This window comes from Ruegeria sp. YTSC199, assembly GCF_059609725.1.
Genome location: NZ_JBXWMF010000008.1, coordinates 148,620 through 164,952 on the forward strand (window position 1 = coordinate 148,620; position 16,333 = coordinate 164,952).

14 protein-coding genes are annotated in these 16,333 nt (G+C 59.0%); 4 read left to right on the top strand and 10 right to left on the bottom strand.

Annotated elements, in window-relative coordinates:
• Positions 1 to 6: 6 nt before the first annotated feature.
• From AC2FEE_RS10180 to AC2FEE_RS10210, 7 genes are all read right to left on the bottom strand, one after another.
• Positions 7 to 840, bottom strand: a complete 834-nt coding sequence (locus AC2FEE_RS10180) for an ABC transporter ATP-binding protein (RefSeq protein ID WP_496864870.1) — start codon at positions 838 to 840, stop codon at positions 7 to 9.
• Positions 841 to 911: 71 nt separating this feature from the next.
• Positions 912 to 2,195 carry an ABC transporter substrate-binding protein gene (locus AC2FEE_RS10185; protein WP_496864872.1) on the bottom strand — a complete coding sequence of 428 codons (1,284 nt, stop codon included), beginning with the start codon at positions 2,193 to 2,195 and terminating at the stop codon, positions 912 to 914.
• A gap of 70 nt (positions 2,196 to 2,265) precedes the next feature.
• Entirely contained in the window at positions 2,266 to 3,342 is a 1,077-nt protein-coding gene (locus AC2FEE_RS10190) for a branched-chain amino acid ABC transporter permease (RefSeq protein ID WP_480591815.1), read from the bottom strand.
• A gap of 3 nt (positions 3,343 to 3,345) precedes the next feature.
• A complete protein-coding gene (locus AC2FEE_RS10195) occupies positions 3,346 to 3,603 on the bottom strand; it encodes a hypothetical protein (RefSeq protein ID WP_496864874.1) in 258 nt (85 codons plus the stop codon).
• 3 nt (positions 3,604 to 3,606) lie between these two features.
• Positions 3,607 to 4,593: a branched-chain amino acid ABC transporter permease gene (locus AC2FEE_RS10200; RefSeq protein ID WP_496864876.1), complete on the bottom strand. Its 987-nt coding sequence runs from the start codon at positions 4,591 to 4,593 to the stop codon at positions 3,607 to 3,609.
• Between the two features lie 29 nt (positions 4,594 to 4,622).
• Positions 4,623 to 5,441, bottom strand: coding sequence for an ABC transporter ATP-binding protein (locus AC2FEE_RS10205; RefSeq protein ID WP_496864878.1), 819 nt, complete (start codon positions 5,439 to 5,441; stop codon positions 4,623 to 4,625).
• Between the two features lie 78 nt (positions 5,442 to 5,519).
• A complete protein-coding gene (locus AC2FEE_RS10210; protein WP_496864958.1) occupies positions 5,520 to 7,463 on the bottom strand; it encodes an AMP-binding protein in 1,944 nt (647 codons plus the stop codon).
• Positions 7,464 to 7,793: 330 nt separating this feature from the next.
• Here AC2FEE_RS10210 and AC2FEE_RS10215 point away from each other — a divergent pair, with 330 nt between their 5' ends.
• Positions 7,794 to 8,213 carry a putative quinol monooxygenase gene (locus tag AC2FEE_RS10215; RefSeq protein WP_496864879.1) on the top strand — a complete coding sequence of 140 codons (420 nt, stop codon included), beginning with the start codon at positions 7,794 to 7,796 and terminating at the stop codon, positions 8,211 to 8,213.
• Positions 8,214 to 8,292: 79 nt separating this feature from the next.
• Here the strand turns inward: AC2FEE_RS10215 and AC2FEE_RS10220 are convergent, their stop codons facing one another.
• Genes AC2FEE_RS10220 through AC2FEE_RS10230 form a run of 3 tightly spaced genes read right to left on the bottom strand, consistent with a single transcriptional unit; the run spans position 8,293 to position 10,829 of the window.
• Positions 8,293 to 8,691 carry a (deoxy)nucleoside triphosphate pyrophosphohydrolase gene (locus tag AC2FEE_RS10220; protein WP_496864880.1) on the bottom strand — a complete coding sequence of 133 codons (399 nt, stop codon included), beginning with the start codon at positions 8,689 to 8,691 and terminating at the stop codon, positions 8,293 to 8,295.
• A gap of 56 nt (positions 8,692 to 8,747) precedes the next feature.
• Positions 8,748 to 9,974, bottom strand: coding sequence for a bifunctional glutamate N-acetyltransferase/amino-acid acetyltransferase ArgJ (gene argJ, locus AC2FEE_RS10225; RefSeq protein ID WP_496864881.1), 1,227 nt, complete (start codon positions 9,972 to 9,974; stop codon positions 8,748 to 8,750).
• A 6-nt stretch (positions 9,975 to 9,980) separates the two neighbouring features.
• Complete coding sequence (locus tag AC2FEE_RS10230) at positions 9,981 to 10,829, bottom strand: peptidylprolyl isomerase (RefSeq protein ID WP_496864883.1); 849 nt, start codon at positions 10,827 to 10,829, stop codon at positions 9,981 to 9,983.
• 176 nt (positions 10,830 to 11,005) lie between these two features.
• On the opposite strand from AC2FEE_RS10230, the gene secA reads away from it, so the two are divergent.
• The 3 genes from secA to AC2FEE_RS10245 all read left to right on the top strand — a co-directional run bounded on the left by secA (position 11,006) and on the right by AC2FEE_RS10245 (position 16,329).
• The gene (gene secA, locus AC2FEE_RS10235; RefSeq protein WP_496864884.1) at positions 11,006 to 13,723 is read left to right on the top strand and encodes a preprotein translocase subunit SecA; all 2,718 of its coding nucleotides are present in this window, start codon (positions 11,006 to 11,008) and stop codon (positions 13,721 to 13,723) included.
• 100 nt (positions 13,724 to 13,823) lie between these two features.
• Complete coding sequence (locus AC2FEE_RS10240) at positions 13,824 to 14,747, top strand: hypothetical protein (RefSeq protein WP_496864885.1); 924 nt, start codon at positions 13,824 to 13,826, stop codon at positions 14,745 to 14,747.
• Between the two features lie 25 nt (positions 14,748 to 14,772).
• Positions 14,773 to 16,329 (top strand): phosphate ABC transporter substrate-binding/OmpA family protein, encoded by a 1,557-nt coding sequence (locus AC2FEE_RS10245; RefSeq protein WP_496864887.1) that lies wholly within the window; start codon positions 14,773 to 14,775, stop codon positions 16,327 to 16,329.
• Positions 16,330 to 16,333 lie beyond the last annotated feature (4 nt).

Genomic DNA, 16,333 nt, shown 5'->3' on the forward strand with positions numbered 1-16,333 from the left:
ATCCGCTTACAACCACCTCTTGCGGCGGCGATATGAGCGTACGTCGCGGAAGCTTTTGCGCCCCTCATCCGACATGCCCAGATAGAATTCCTTTACGTCCGGGTTTTCACGCAGATCGGCGGCCGGGCCATCCATCACCACGCGGCCTGATTCCAGAATGTATCCGTAATGGGCAAACCGCAGCGCGACGTTTGTGTTCTGTTCGGCCAGCAGGAAGGACACGCCTTCTTTCTCGTTCAGGTCCTTCACGATACTGAAAATCTCTTCGACCAGCTGCGGCGCCAGACCCATTGAGGGTTCGTCCAGCAGAATCGTTTCGGGGCGCGACATCAGGGCCCGGCCCATCGCCACCATCTGCTGTTCACCGCCCGAGGTGTAACCCGCCTGGCTTCGGCGGCGTTCCTTGAGGCGGGGGAAATAGGTGTAAACCAGATCAAGGTCCTGCTGGATCGCCGCTTTCCCGTCCTTACGGGTGTAGGCGCCGGTTAGCAGATTTTCTTCGACCGTCAGATGCTCGAAACAATGGCGGCCTTCCATTACCTGGATGACGCCCTTTTCGACCAGATCGGCCGGGTCACTTTCATGCACGCTGGTTCCGCGATATTTGATCGAGCCCTTGGTGACCTCGCCGCGTTCTGATTGCAGCAGGTTCGACACCGCCTTAAGCGTCGTGGTCTTACCCGCCCCGTTACCACCGAGCAGAGCTGTAATGCCCCCTTTGGGTACGGTCAGGCTGACACCCTTCAGAACCAGGATGACGTGGTTGTAGATCACCTCGATGTTGTTCACCTCAAGCAGGGTTTCTGCCTGAACTTCGGTGTTTTGAGCCGCATCCAGCATCTGCGCGTGTCCTTGTGCGAGTGTGGGGTTCGGGGCGGCAGATCACCGCCGCCCCGGTGTTCAAAAGCGCCTTAGTTGCAGCGCGATTCGATGTTGTTTTCTGCTGCGTAAGCCGCTGAATCTTCGTCGATCAGCGCGCCGATCACTTCGCCATCAGTCGGTTTGAACTCCGAGATCAGCGACCAGGTCTTGTTCGCCGCATCCCACTGAGTCACACCCACAAGCGCATCACCGCCGTGGTTGTCGCAGGATACCGAGAAGGTCGGACCGAAGTTCGGCAGGCCCAGCTCGACCATTTTCGCCTCTGTCATCTCAAGCGCTTCCATGCCTTCGCGCATTTCGGCGGCGGTGATATCGGCATTGCCCGAAAGCTCTTGCGCCTTCTTGATCGCTTCGGCGGCAAGCACGGCCGCGTAGAGGCCACGGTTATACAGAACCGTACCGACCTGATCGCCCGCGCCTGCGGCTCTGCCCGCATCAACTACGTGTGTCTTCAGATCGTCGAAAACCGGGAAGTCGGTGCCCACATTATGGAAGGTCAGCGCCTTATAGCCATTCGCGGCCTCACCGGCGGGCACAACGTCGTTCTCCGAACCGGACCACCAGATGCCGATGAAGTTTTCCATCGGGAAGCGGATATTTGCAGCCTCTTGCACGGCCACCTGGTTCATCACGCCCCAGCCCCACATCAGGACATAGTCGGGACGATCACGGCGGATTTGCAGCCACTGTGACTTCTGCTCCTGACCCGGGTGATCAACCGGCAGGGCGACCAGCTCAAAGCCGTGCTTCTTGGACAGCTCCTCCAGCGTGCGGATCGGTTCCTTGCCATAGGCCGAGTTGTGATAGATCAGCGCGACTTTCTTGCCGCTCAGGTCGCCACCGTTTTCCTCAAGCAGATAGTTGATCGCACCCGAGGCCCCGTCCCAATAGTTGGCCGGGTAGTTGAACACGTGGCTGAACACGGTGCCGTTCTTGGCCGAAGTCCGGCCATAGCCCATCGTGTGCAGCGGAATGTTGTCTGCGGTCACTTTCGGGATCAGCTGATAGGTGATGCCGGTGGACAGCGGCTGATACACCAGCGCGCCTTCGCCCTTGGTAGATTCGTAGCACTCCACCCCTTTTTCGGTATTGTAGCCGGTTTCGCATTCGACCACGCGGATCGGAACGCCACCGATGCCACCATCGCGTTCGTTCAAAAGGGTGAAATAGTCGTTATACCCGTCCGAGAACGGAATGCCGCCAGCTGCATAAGGTCCGGTGCGATAGCTCAGATCGGGGATCACAAGATCCGCCAGAGCCGGCCCTGCGGCCATCAGGGCGCCAAGCGCCGCGGTTGCCAGTTTCAATTTCATCGGGTGTCTCCTCCCTTGGTTTATCCGATGTGGGATCGGGCTTTGCACCCGTTATCTGATTGGGCCGGCCCTAGTGCGGGAACGGCCAGAGTCTGAGTTTCTCTTTCGCCACGCGCCACAGCTGCGCCAGACCATGCGGCTCCAGGATCAGGAACAGGATGATCAGTCCGCCGACAATCACCAGTTGCAGGTGCGCCACGATATCCGTGGGCCAGCCTAGCCAGTCGGCGCCCACCACTTTCAGTACCACCGGCAGCAGCACAAGAAAGGCCGCCCCCGCGAACGAGCCGAAAATCGAGCCCAACCCGCCGATAATAATCATGAACAGCACCAGAAACGATTTCTGAATGCCGAAGGCCTCGCCAACCTCGACCGCGCCCAGATAGACCGCGAAAAAAAGCGCACCTGCGATACCTACAAAGAACGAACTGACGGCAAATGCGGTCAGTTTCGCCTTCAGCGGGTTCACCCCGATTATCTCAGCCGCGATATCCATGTCGCGGATCGCCATCCAGCTGCGCCCCGTCGTGCCGCGCGTCAGGTTCCGCGCGATCAGGGCACAGACGGTCAGAAAGATCAGGCAGAACAGATAGGTCGCCCATGCGGGCGCGTTCGGCCCGGTGATGATAATGCCAAACACATCACGTTCCGGCGCGTTGATCTGACCCGAAGCCGAGTAGTTGTAGAACCACGGCACCCGGTTGAACAGCCACACCAGGAAAAACTGCGCTGCCAGCGTGGCCACCGCCAGATAGAAGCCCTTGATCCGTAGTGATGGCAGACCGAACAGCACGCCGACAAAGGCCGTGATCCCTCCGGCCAGGATCACGTGGATAAACATGCTGACATCCGGGAAAGCGGTCATCAGCTTGTAACAGGCATAAGCGCCCACGGCCATGAACCCCCCGGTGCCCAGCGACACCTGACCGCAATAGCCCACCAGAATATTTAACCCGATCGCCGCAATCGCGTAGATCAGGAACGGCAGCAACAGCGCGTTGGCAAGATAGTCGTTGATCAGGAAGGGAATGATGCCAAACGCCACTGCCAGCACGACATAGTACCGATACCGGTCGAACTTGATCGGAAAGGTCTGGCTGTCATCAATGTACGAGGTTTTGAAGTCCCCGGCCTCACGATAGAACATGTCTTACTTTTCCCATTCTTCCTGCGCCCGATTGCGGGCTTCAGTGTCAAGTTGGTTCGAGCCTTTGGCGTATCCGCTCGCCTCGGAGGCGCGGACCAGTTTCAGATAGGCCAGCACGCCCATGATCAGCCCGGCGAAGGCCAGGATCGCAGCGATGGTCAGCTGACCGTCTGTCAGATCGTCCGAGGTGAGTGCGATATAGCCGAAGGCCCAGAAACCAGCCCACGAGATGATGTTGATGATGGCAATCAGCTTTGTCATGCCCTACACCCTCTCGATAATCTTCTCGCCGAACAGGCCCTGCGGTCGGAACACCAGGAAGATCAGCGCCAGCACATAGGCGAACCAGTTCTCGGTCGCACCACCGACCATCGGGCCAATGGCGAACTCGAACAGTTTCTCACCCACACCGATGATCAACCCGCCGACGATGGCGCCAGGGATCGAGGTGAACCCGCCCAGCATCAGAACCGGCAGCGCCTTGAGCGCGATCAGCGACAATGAGAACTGCACGCCCGACTTTGTGCCCCACATGATACCTGCGACCAGCGCCACGAAACCCGCAACCGACCACACCATGATCCAGATGAAGTTCAGCGAGATGCCCACCGACAACGCGGCCTGATGGTCATCGGCCACGGCGCGCATTGCCCGTCCCTGCTTGGTGTACTGGCTGAACGCCACCAGTGCGGCCACCAGCAGCGCTGCAATCACGGTCGCCACGATGTCGAGATTGTCGATGAAAAAGCCGTATCCGAAAATATTAAAGGTGCTCTCATCGATCCACAGGTTGATGCCCTGCGGCAGGCCAACGTCCAATGTCTTAATCTCGGACCCCCACATCAGGTCGGCGACGCCTTCAAGGAAATAGGCCAAGCCGATGGTGGCCATGAACAGAATAATCGGTTCTTGCCCCACCAGATGACGCATGACGAACCGCTGCACCGCCCAGGCCAGCAGCACCATGACGCCCATTGTCAGGATGATCGCCAGCAACGCTGGTACATTCCAGCCGAAATCGTGCACATGAGTGCCGAAGGTCGCGTTGATCACATGCGCAAAGGGTACCTGCCCGTTCATGATCCCGACCAGCGTCATCGCCGCAAACAGGGCCATAACCCCTTGCGCATAATTGAAAATCCCCGAGGCCTTGTAGATCAGCACAAATCCCAGCGCGACCAGCGCATACAATACCCCGGCCATCAGACCATTGAGGATGACCTCCATCGCGAATACGAGTTGTTCAGGCATCTGCGCCTCTCCCCATGTCTGTCCGATGCTCAGTCATGACTGACCCCCAGATAGGCGTCGATGACGTCCTGATTGCTGCGCACCTCGTCCGGTGTGCCGTCGCCGATCTTCTTGCCGTAATCCATCACGACCACCCGGTCGCTCAGGTCCATCACCACGCCCATGTCGTGTTCTATCAGGGCGATGGTGGTGCCGAACTCGTCGTTTACGTCGAGGATAAAGCGGCTCATGTCCTCTTTCTCTTCGACATTCATGCCGGCCATCGGCTCATCCAGCAGCAGCAGCTTGGGCTCGGCCGCCAGCGCGCGCGCCAACTCGACCCGTTTTTTCAAACCGTAAGGCAGGCGGGAAACGGGTGTCTTGCGGATGTGCTGGATTTCAAGGAAATCGATGATTTTCTCAACCGCCTCGCGGTTTTCCACCTCTTCCGCCTCGGCCTTGCCCTTCCACCAGGCCTGCTGGAACAGGTTGGTCTTCATGTAGTTCAGCCGCCCGGTCATGACGTTGTCCAAAACGCTCATACCTTCGAACAGAGCAATATTTTGGAACGTGCGCGCTATGCCCTGCCGTGCCACCTCATAGGGCCGCATTGGCGGGCGCTTGGCGCCATGGAACCAGACCTCACCCTCCTGCGGGACATAGAACCCCGAGATCACGTTAAGCATCGAGGACTTGCCCGCCCCGTTCGGTCCGATGATGGCGCGAATCTCGCCTTCGCGGATGTCAAACGAGATGTCTTTGATTGCCACCACACCACCAAAGCGCAGAGTGATGTTTTTCATCTCCATCACCACAGCGCCGATCTTGCGGCCGTCTTCAGTGACATATCCTTCGGAACTATCCAGCATCAGTCACTCCCTGACTTACGCAAATACGGGACGGCGGGCGGGGCGACGACCGCAGGTCGAGCGGCGCATGACCGGCCCTCATTCCGCTGCAACCTTGTGCTGAGCCGTAGCAACCACAGGCGCATCGACAATTTCCAGCGTCGCTGAAATCGAACCCTTACGACCGTCTTCATAGGTCACCTCGGTCGTGGTCGAGACACGCTTGGACCCGTCGTAAAGCGCATCAATGATGTCCTGGAACTTCTCCTCGACGAATCCACGCCGCACCTTTCGCGTGCGGGTCATTTCACCGTCATCCGCATCCAGTTCCTTGTGCAGCACCACAAAGCGATGCACCTGGCAGCCAGACAGCATCTCATCAGCCGCCACGGACTTGTTCACCTCTTCCACGTGGGACTTGATAGTCTCTAACACACGCGGATGGCCTGCCAGTTCCTGATAGGACGCATAGGCCACGTTGTTGCGCTCGGCCCAGTTTCCGACCGCCGTCAGGTCGATATTGATGAACGCCACGCAATATTCCCTGCCATTGCCGAACAGCACGACCTCAAGAATATCGGGAAAGAACTTCAGCTTGTTCTCGACATATTTCGGCGCGAACATCGAACCATCGGCCATCTTGCCCACATCCTTGGCCCGGTCGATGATCCGCAGATGGCCGCTGCTTTCCTCGATGAACCCCGCATCTCCGGTGGCTACCCAACCCTCGGCATCCTTGGTCGAGGCTGTCGAGTCCGGGTTGTTGTAATACTCAACGAACACACCCGGCGAGCGATAGTGGATCTCGCCACTGTCGTCGATCTTCAACTCGACTGCCGGCGCAGGTACACCAACGGTATCCGCACGCACCTCACCGTCCGGCTGAACGGTAATGAAAACGGTGGCCTCGGTCTGGCCGTAGAGCTGTTTCAAATTGATGCCCAGCGAACGATAGAAATCGAAAATCTCCGGCCCGATCGCCTCACCCGCCGTATAGCCAACACGGAAGCGGCCATAGCCCAGCGTGTCCTTGAGAGGCCCATAAACCAGCAGGTTGCCCAGCGCGTATTTAAGGCGATCTCCAAAGCCCACCGGCTTGCCGTCCAACAACAGCCCGCCGACCTTCTTGGCGTGGGCCATGAAGTGGTGGAACATGCGCTGCTTCAGCTTGCCCGCATCCTCCATCCGGATCATCACGTTGGTCAGCTGTGTCTCAAACACGCGCGGCGGGGCAAAGAAGTAAGTAGGCCCGATCTCGCGCAGGTCTGTCATCATCGTGTCGGCGCTTTCGGGGCAGTTCACACAGAAGCCGCACCAGTAAGCCTGGCCGATGGAAAAGATGAAATCCCCCACCCAGGCCATCGGCAGATAGGACAGGATATCCTCGTTCCGGGTCAGGTGATCGAACTTGGCCGAGTTTTTGGCGCTCTCGATCACGTTGCGGTTCGACAGCACCACGCCCTTTGGCTTGCCTGTGGTGCCCGAGGTATAGAGCATCACGCAGGTGTCGTCATAGGTGATCGCGGCGGTCCGCTTGTCCAGTTCCGCATCAAACCGCTGATGGCCCGCATAACCTTCGGCCATGATGTCTTCCAGCGCATTCATTTGGGAATGGTCATATTTCCGCATCCCGCGCTTGTCGGTATAGAGGATGTGTTTGACCTGATGCAGGTTTTCCTGAATCTCGATGACCTTGTCGACCTGCTCCTGATCACCGCAGACCACGTATTTCGCGCCGCAATGCTCCAGCACATAGGCCATCTCTTCGGCCACCGAGTCCTGATACAGAGGCACCGGAACGGCACCGACCATCTGCGCGGCAACCATCGACCAGTAATGCGCCGGACGGTTGCGACCGATCACGGCAATATGGTCACCCTTTTCAACGCCAATCTCCAGAAATCCAAGCGCCAGCGCGCGGACCTCGGCGGCAGTTTCCGCCCAGTTCCAGCCTTGCCAGATGCCGAATTCCTTTTCCCGATAGGCCGGGGCATCCCCGAACTGTGTCGCATTCCGATGTAGCAGCGCCGGAAGGGAGGCCATCCCGTCCGCGCCCGACTGCGTCTGAGCCAATCTTTCTCTCCTCCCCACCCGACCCCTCCTCCGGGTCGGAAATGGCGGGTCCGGGATGGTGCCCGAACGCCAATGCCCCGATAAGGGACGCGAGAAAGATCAGCGTCAAGTTTTGCCTGATGTTTTCTCAATTATTACGAATTGTAACAGGCGACCGGGAAGGTGCTGCGCCAAACCAATGTAGTCTCATTGGGAAAGGGTGAGGTGGCAAAAAACGCATCTCTCCCTTCACGATGCCCGAAAGTTGACGTAGGGACACTCGAATGCGATCCTGAACCTTATTTTCTTTGGGAGAGTGATATGAAACACATTTTAGCAGTCATAATACTGGCCTTTGCGTCAACCGGCGCATTGGCGGATGATCAGAGTTCTGACGACGTCCACTGGAGCATTGTTATGTCCATCAACGAAGGCATGGCGGACAACGTTGTGCCACTGTTGACTCGGATGTCGGACGCAACGATGACCAACGAACCCGATGCATTGATCTATGAATACATGCGGTCCGGCGACACGGTACATATCTATGAACGTTACGCCGACAATGCGGCAGCAATGGTCCATATGGGGAACTTTGGCTCAAATTTCGCTGACGATTTTTTTGCCACCTTCACTGTCGAAAGCATAGCCGTCTATGGCCCGGCCGAAGATGATCTCAAAGAGGTCTTTGCAGACGCACCAGCTGTCTACCTGGAGAAGATCGCAGGCTTTGCCCGCTGACCGAGGTCAGTGTAAACAGCCAAACGTGCTGGCCCGAACCGAAAGACAGCCAGCAAATTCAAAGCCCCGGCGTTTTGGGCTACAACCAGTCTCGCAGGATAGGTATCAGCGGTACATCCGCCGCTGGCATAGGATAATTGCGCAAATCATTCGCACGCACCCATTTCAACGCCTGATCTTCCTTAGATTGCGGGATACCCTCCCATTTGCGGCAGGCAAATAACGGCATCAGAAGGTGGAAATCTTCATAGCTGTGGCTGGCAAAGGTCAACGGGGCGAGACACGAGGCCCAGGTGTCGATGCCGAGTTCCTCGTGCAACTCGCGGATCAGGGCGGCCTCGGGGGTTTCGCCGGGTTCGATCTTGCCGCCGGGGAATTCCCAGAGACCGGCCATAGATTTGCCCTCGGGGCGCTGTGCCAGCAACACCCGGCCCTCAATATCGATCAGGGCGACAGCAGACACTAAGACAGTCTTCATGGTTGCAATCCCGGACGCAAATCCGGGCTCCACTTTTTGCTGGAATTGCTCCGGCTTCAAGAGCGATAATCCGCGTTGATCTCGATATACCCACGCGTCAGGTCGCAGGTCCAAACGGTGGATTTTCCCGCGCCCAGTCCCAGATCAACGGCGATCACCAGATCCTGACCTTTCATGTAGGCGGCGGCGTCTTCCTCGCGGTAATCCGGGCTGACCCAGCCTTTTTCGGCCACCAGAATGTCGCCGAAGGAAATGCTCAGCAGGTCACGGTCCGCCGCCGCGCCGGATTTGCCGATGGCCATGACCACGCGGCCCCAATTCGGGTCTTCGCCCGCAATAGCGGTTTTCACCAGCGGAGAGTTGGCGATGGCCAAACCATGCACCTTGGCATCTGCGTCCGAGGCCGCTCCGGTCACACGGATTTCGACGAATTTCGTGGCCCCTTCACCGTCGCGCACCACCTGCTGCGCAAGGTCCAGCATCACGGTTTCCAACGCGTCTGCAAAGGCTGCGTTGCCAGTGGCATCGACGCCCGAAGCTCCGGTGGCGCAGAGAAGCAGGCTGTCCGAGGTCGAGGTGTCGCTGTCCACGGTGATGCAGTTGAACGTCCGATCTGTCTGCGCGCCCAGCATCGCCTGCAGCGCCGATTGCTCGACCAGCGCGTCGGTGAAGATGTAAACCAGCATCGTCGCCATATCCGGCGCGATCATGCCCGAGCCCTTCGCAATCCCTGCAATAGAGACTGTCTTGCCGTCGATTTCGACCTGTGCCGACGCCCCTTTCGGGAAAGTGTCGGTGGTCATGATGGCGCGCGCGGCATCCTCGATGGCATGACGGCTGAGGCCGGATTTCAACGCCTCAAGCTGCGTCACGATGCGGTTATGGGGCAGCGGTTCGCCGATCACGCCGGTCGACGAGGTAAAAACCCGCTCGACCGGAACGCCGGTGGCTTTGGACACAGCCTGCGTCACCTCGGCCACCGAGGTTTGGCCATGGTGCCCGGTAAAAGCGTTGGCATTGCCTGAGTTCACAAGGATCGCCGCTGGACCGTCACTGGCCCCACCGATCTTGTCCTGACAATCCAGCACCGGTGCCGCGCGGGTGGCCGATCGGGTAAAGACTCCGGCCACCGAAGTGCCCGGATCCAATACCGCGAGCATAACGTCGGTGCGGCCCTGATAACGCACGCCTGCCTCGACGGTGGCGAAGCGCACACCGTCAATTGCAGGCAAATCGGGAAAAGCCGCCGGAGCCAGCGGAGAGACCTTGGTGATCGTGGCCACGAGCGTTTACTCCTGAATCAGGTCGGTCTGACGCAGAACTTCGGGACCAACACCTTCCAGTGCCGGGCGTTCAATCTCGGCTTGTTGAGTCAATTCGTCGATCCGGGCCTGAATGACCTCTTGTTGCAAGGTCTGGGCCAGCTCGGCACGGACCTGATCCAGTTCGGGTGCTTCAGATTTGCGTTTGTCATTCAGGGTGACCACGTGCCAGCCGAATTGGGTATTCACCGGCTCTGACACCTGACCCTTTTCCAGGCTGATCACCGCCGCCTCAAAGGCTGGCACCATCTGGCCCGCGCCGAACCAGCCCAGCTCACCCCCATTCGGACCGGACGGGCCAGTTGATTTTTCCTTGGCCAGCTCGGCAAAATCGGCGCCGTCATCCAGCTGGGCTTTGATCTCTTTGGCTTCTTCTTCGGTTTCCACAAGGATGTGGCTGGCGTTGAACTCATCCGCACCTTGGAAATCCGCGTATTGCGCGTCATAGGCCGCCTGGATCGCCTCATCCGTCAGCTCTTCCTCGATCAGCGCGTTTACCGTCTGCACCGCCAGCAACGAGCGCGTCTCGTTGTCCAGCGCCAGCGTATTCAGCTTGGTCAATGCGTCCTGTTGCTGACCCAGCAGTGATTGCTGGATCAACTGGTCGACGATCAGCTCGTACAGGACGTCATCTTCGATCTGTCGGTATTGCTCGGGCAAAACTGCCCCGGTGGCGATGACGTGACCCAATGTGATCTCATCCCCGTTCACGCGCGCGATAACAGTGCTGGCGTCGGGTTTGGTTTCGGCGGCCAGTGGCAAGGCCATCGTTGCGGCAAACGCCAGCGATGGCAAAAAAGTGAGGCCTTTGGGCATGTAATCATCCTATTTCTTTGCCGCGACAGGGCGTGGCGTTGACACTCTGGGACCTGCCGCTTACATCGCTTTGAAGCCTTGGACAGGGCCGCCTTTCACCCCCCGTATCTATGGGTTGCGCGCAAGGTGGGCAAGCCTGTCGCAACCACGATAAGAACAGATCCGCTGGAGTGAACATGCTGGGACTCGGAACGCTCGCCAAAAAGGTGTTCGGAACACCGAACGACCGCAAGATAAAGGCGACCCGCCCGCTGGTCGAAAAGATCAACGCGCTGGAGCCGGAGTTCGAGAAATTGTCGGATGAAGGCCTGATCGAAAAAACCGCCGAACTGCGCAAACGCGCGCTGGGCGGCGAAGGCCTGGATGACCTGCTGCCCGAGGCCTTTGCCAATGTCCGCGAAGGCGCCAAGCGTGCGCTGGGCCTGCGCGCCTTTGACGTGCAGCTGATGGGTGGCGCGTTCCTGCATCAGGGCAACATCTCGGAAATGAAAACCGGTGAGGGCAAGACGCTGGTCGCCACCTTCCCCGCCTATCTGAACGCGCTGACCGGCAAGGGCGTGCATGTGGTCACGGTGAACGAATACCTGGCCAAGCGGGACTCGGAATGGATGGGCAAGGTGTTTGCTGCCGTCGGCATGACCACCGGCGTGATCTGGTCGGGCCAGCCCGATGCCGAGAAGAAAGCCGCCTACGCCTGTGACATCACTTATGCTACCAACAACGAGCTGGGCTTCGATTACCTGCGTGACAATATGAAGGCCGATCTGGCCGAGATTTACCAGAAATACCACAACTTCGCGATCGTGGACGAGGTCGACTCGATCCTGATCGACGAGGCGCGGACGCCGCTGATCATTTCGGGCCCGTCGCAGGACCGCTCGGACCTATACACCGCCATCGACGCTCTGATTCCGTCGCTGAGCGATGATCACTTCTCTCTGGACGAGAAATCCCGCAACGTGACCTTCACCGACGAGGGCAACGAGTTTCTGGAGCAGCAGCTGATTGCCGCAGGCCTGATCCCCGAAGGCCATTCGCTTTATGATCCCGAAAGCACCACGGTCGTGCACCACGTGAATCAGGGCCTGCGCGCGCACAAGCTGTTCACGCGCGACAAGGATTACATCGTGCGTGACGGCAATGTCGTGCTGATCGACGAATTCACCGGCCGCATGATGCCGGGCCGCCGCCTGTCGGAAGGCCTGCATCAGGCCATCGAAGCCAAGGAAGGCGTACAGATCCAACCCGAGAACGTGACGCTGGCCAGCGTGACCTTCCAGAACTATTTCCGCCTGTACGACAAGCTGAGCGGCATGACCGGCACCGCGCTAACCGAGGCCGAGGAGTTTGCCGAAATCTACGGTCTGGGCGTGGTCGAGGTTCCAACCAACAAGCCGATCGCCCGTGTGGACGAAGACGATCAGGTCTATCGCACCGGTGCCGAGAAATACAACGCGATGATCGAACAGACCAAAGAGGCGCAGGAAAAGGGTCAACCGGTCCTGCTGGGCACCACGTCGATCGAGAAATCCGAACTGCTGAGCCAGCTGCTGCAAAAAGAAGGCATCGCGCACAACGTTCTGAACGCCCGCCAGCACGAGCAAGAAGCGCAAATTGTCGCCGATGCCGGCCGTCTGGGCGCAGTGACCATCGCCACCAACATGGCAGGTCGCGGCACCGACATTCAGTTGGGCGGCAATGTGGAAATGAAAGTTCTACAGGCGCTGGCCGAAAACCCCGAAGCCGACCCGGCCCAGTTGCGCGCCGCCGAAGAGGCACATCACGCAGAAGAGAAAGAAAAGGTTCTTGCCGCTGGTGGTCTTTACGTGATGGCGTCCGAACGGCATGAAAGCCGCCGCATCGACAATCAGCTGCGCGGTCGTTCGGGCCGTCAGGGCGACCCGGGCCGCACGGTGTTCTACCTGAGCCTCGAAGACGACCTGATGCGCATCTTCGGATCAGAGCGGCTGGACAAGGTCTTGACCACACTGGGAATGAAAGAAGGCGAGGCCATCGTTCACCCTTGGGTCAACAAGTCGCTGGAACGCGCGCAGTCCAAGGTTGAAGGCCGCAACTTCGACATGCGCAAGAACGTTCTGAAATTCGACGACGTGATGAACGACCAGCGGAAAGTGGTGTTCAGCCAACGGCGTGAGATCATGTCGTCGGACGATCTGTCTGAGATCGTCTCGGATATGCGCGAACAGGTGATCGACGACCTGATCGACGAATACATGCCGCCGAAATCCTATGCCGATCAGTGGGACACAGACGGTCTGCACGAGGCGATCAAGGACAAGCTGACCATCGACACCCCCGTACAGGACTGGGCCGCCGAAGAAGGCGTGGATGACGAACAGGTGCGGGAACGTCTGATTAACGCCGCCGACGAGATGATGGCGCAGAAGGCGGCCGCCTTTGGTCCTGAGAACATGCGCAACATCGAAAAGCAGGTATTGCTGCAGACCATTGACAGCAAATGGCGCGAGCATCTTCTGACGCTGGAGCATTTACGCTCGGTCGTGGGTTTTCGCGGGTATGCCCAGCGTGATCCGCTGAACGAATACAAGAACGAAAGCTTCCAGCTGTTCGAAGGCATGCTTGACAGCCTGCGCGAAACCGTGACCCAGCAATTGTCTCGCGTGCGTCCGTTAACCGAGGAAGAGCAAAAGGAAATGCTGGCGCAGATGGCGGCTCAACAGGCACAGGCGCAAAAGTCCGTTGATCAGGCCACGGACCGTGCCGAAGCCACGGCCGAGGCCCAAGCCTCGGGCGATCCGCTGCCCGGTTTTGACGAGAACGATCCCAACACATGGGGCAACCCCTCGCGCAATGACCGGTGCCCCTGTGGGTCGGGCAAAAAGTTCAAACATTGCCACGGGCGCCTGACCTAACGTCACCCGATTACAGACACATTGAGTCCTCCCCACGGCCACATATTGGCCGTGTTTCACAATCAATCTGCGACTCGCTCCTTCAACTGGGGAGAGTGTCTTGTTTGTAATTAAGAACTACGTGACCACCGGCGGCACAGTCGTATGCGCGTTGGCGATTGGTTACCTGATGCAAAACGGGTTTCCTGCCGGACCAAACGGTTCGCAGGATCCTGAAATTGCGGCCGCCGCCCCGAACGCAGCTGTGTCCGGGCTGGAGGATATCGTTCTGACTTCCTCGCCCGCCGCTCCGGGAACAGACCAGATCACGTCATCAACGCAACGGACGTTAAAGCCCAGCCGGTCAACCCCCTCTGACCGCTCCGATTGTGGCCTCAGCGCCCGGGCTCGTGCCGTCCCCGGTGCCGCCGCCCGCCTGATCGTCAAAGCCCCCTGCCACGGCAATGAACGAATCGAGGTACATCACAGCGGCCTGACCGTCACGCAGGAAACAGACGCAAACGGCACATTGGATCTGACCATACCGGCCCTGTCGGAATACGCGATCTTTCTGATCTCGCTTGACGATCAGAAAGGGACCGTGGCCACCACTCACATTCCCGACATTGGCCAGTATTCCCGCGTCGCCCTGCAGTGGCAGGGTGAAACCGAGCTTCAGCTGCATGCGCTGGAATTCGGCGCCAGCTATGGCGACGCGGGTCATGTCTCGGCCGGGTCCGACACGCAGGGTACCGGCAACGTCGTGCATCTGGCCCAGCCTGCGTTCCACGATGCCCGCAACGTCGAGGTCTACTCCTTTCCGGCGGCGAAATCCCGCCAATCGGGTTCGATCGTAGTGACCGTCGAGGCCGAGGTGACCGAGGCCAATTGCGGTCAGGACCTGAGCGTTCAGTCCCTGGAACTGCAGTATGACCGGAGCCTGCGGTCGCGCGATCTGACGCTGAACTTTCCGGATTGTTCCAGAACCGGTGAGTTTCTGGTGTTGAATAATCTGTTTCAAAACCTGACAATCGCGGCAAATTAAAACCGCAGGCAGGCTCGAACTCCCAATGACATTCCTTCGTGTGGCGACAGCCGCGCTGTTTTCGGCAACATTTGCCTCGGCCGTTCAGGCGCAAGACATTACGCTCACCTCTCATGACGGTAAGGTCGAGGTGACCGGAACCCTTCTGGGATTCGATGGCGAGTTTTACCGCGTGGACACCCAATTCGGCGAGCTGACCGTCGACGGCTCAGGGGTCAGCTGCGACGGGCCCGCTTGTCCCAATCTGATCGATTTCGTGGCCGAGCTGCGGTTTTCGGGATCGTCCGTTATGGCCGAGAAGGTACTGCCCGCGCTTCTGATGGGCTTTGCTGAACAGGAGGGGTTGTCCGCAACGCCCCTTACGCAGCAAAGCGACAAACTGATGTATGAACTGCACCAGACCGGGCGCGAAGCCCCGCTTGGACGGTTCTTTTTCGACATCAGCAATACAGGTCGCGGTTTTACCGACCTGATCGCAGGGCAAACCGATATCGTGATGGCCTTACGTGAAATCCGCCCGGCTGAGAACAAGGCTGCCGAGGCCGCCGGTATGGGAGACCTGACCCGTGCGCGCCGGTCGCGGGTTGTGGCACTGGACGCGCTTGTTCCAATTGTAGCACCCGACAACCCGGTCCCTGATATTTCCCTATCCGATCTCGCGCTGGTGCTGTCCGGTGAGATTGCCAACTGGTCCGCCTTGGGTGGGCCGGACGCACCTATTGCCTTGCATCTGCCCGATGCCGGGTCGGGATTAGCGCAAGGGGTCGAGGATCGTTTACTGATCCCCGCCGAAGCCTCCCTGTCGGACGCCGTCCTTCGACATACGCGCAGCAGCGACCTAGTACGTACCGTTGCCGATGATCCCTTTGCCATCGGTATCGCCAGCCAGGCCGAGGCCGATATGGCCCGTGCCCTGCCGCTGACCGGGGGGTGCGGTCATGCTCTGATGGCCACCCGGCAAACGATCAAGACCGAGGATTACCCGCTGACCTCGCCCATGTTCCTGTATCTGCCCCAGCGCCGCCTGCCCCGTATCGCACGTCAGTTTCTGGCCTATACCCAAAGCTCTGACGCCCAAATGGTGATCCGCGATGCGGGTTTTGTCGATCAGGCACCCGAGAGGATGCCCATCGAGCTGCAGGGAAACCGGTTTGCAAATGCCGTTGCTTCGGGTGGTGCCGAGGTTGGTCTGGAAGAGCTGCAACGTATGGTCACGACATTGCGGCCTTTGTCCCGTTTGTCGCTGTCTTTCCGGTTCGAGGCAGGGTCTTCGCGGCCTGATGCGCAATCGCGGTCGAACATCCAATACCTGGCCCAGCAGCTTGAGGCCGGTACGCTGGATGCACGCAAACTGGTCTTTGTCGGCTTTAGCGACGGCGAAGGCGAAGCAGCGGCCAATGCGCGGATTGCCCTGCTGAGGGCAAAAACGGTGCGAAACGCGGTGCTGGCAGCGATAGAAACAGCGATCCCAGACAGTATCGAACTTGATGTTGAGGGATTCGGCGAGGCCATGCCGATGGCCTGCGATGACACCGACTGGGGCCGCAAGGTCAATCGCCGGGTCGAGGTCTGGGTCAGGTGACCGA

What these genes read in the sequence shown, in the direction of transcription:
- secA (WP_496864884.1), top strand. Translation starts at nt 11,006, where the DNA reads ATGCTGGGACTCGGAACGCTCGCCAAAAAGGTGTTCGGAACACCGAAC.
- AC2FEE_RS10185 (WP_496864872.1), bottom strand. Translation starts at nt 2,195, where the DNA reads ATGAAATTGAAACTGGCAACCGCGGCGCTTGGCGCCCTGATGGCCGCA.
- AC2FEE_RS10205 (WP_496864878.1), bottom strand. Translation starts at nt 5,441, where the DNA reads ATGCTGGATAGTTCCGAAGGATATGTCACTGAAGACGGCCGCAAGATC.
- AC2FEE_RS10200 (WP_496864876.1), bottom strand. Translation starts at nt 4,593, where the DNA reads ATGCCTGAACAACTCGTATTCGCGATGGAGGTCATCCTCAATGGTCTG.
- AC2FEE_RS10190 (WP_480591815.1), bottom strand. Translation starts at nt 3,342, where the DNA reads ATGTTCTATCGTGAGGCCGGGGACTTCAAAACCTCGTACATTGATGAC.
- AC2FEE_RS10215 (WP_496864879.1), top strand. Translation starts at nt 7,794, where the DNA reads ATGAAACACATTTTAGCAGTCATAATACTGGCCTTTGCGTCAACCGGC.
- AC2FEE_RS10220 (WP_496864880.1), bottom strand. Translation starts at nt 8,691, where the DNA reads ATGAAGACTGTCTTAGTGTCTGCTGTCGCCCTGATCGATATTGAGGGC.
- AC2FEE_RS10180 (WP_496864870.1), bottom strand. Translation starts at nt 840, where the DNA reads ATGCTGGATGCGGCTCAAAACACCGAAGTTCAGGCAGAAACCCTGCTT.
- AC2FEE_RS10245 (WP_496864887.1), top strand. Translation starts at nt 14,773, where the DNA reads ATGACATTCCTTCGTGTGGCGACAGCCGCGCTGTTTTCGGCAACATTT.
- AC2FEE_RS10230 (WP_496864883.1), bottom strand. Translation starts at nt 10,829, where the DNA reads ATGCCCAAAGGCCTCACTTTTTTGCCATCGCTGGCGTTTGCCGCAACG.
- AC2FEE_RS10210 (WP_496864958.1), bottom strand. Translation starts at nt 7,463, where the DNA reads ATGGCCTCCCTTCCGGCGCTGCTACATCGGAATGCGACACAGTTCGGG.
- AC2FEE_RS10195 (WP_496864874.1), bottom strand. Translation starts at nt 3,603, where the DNA reads ATGACAAAGCTGATTGCCATCATCAACATCATCTCGTGGGCTGGTTTC.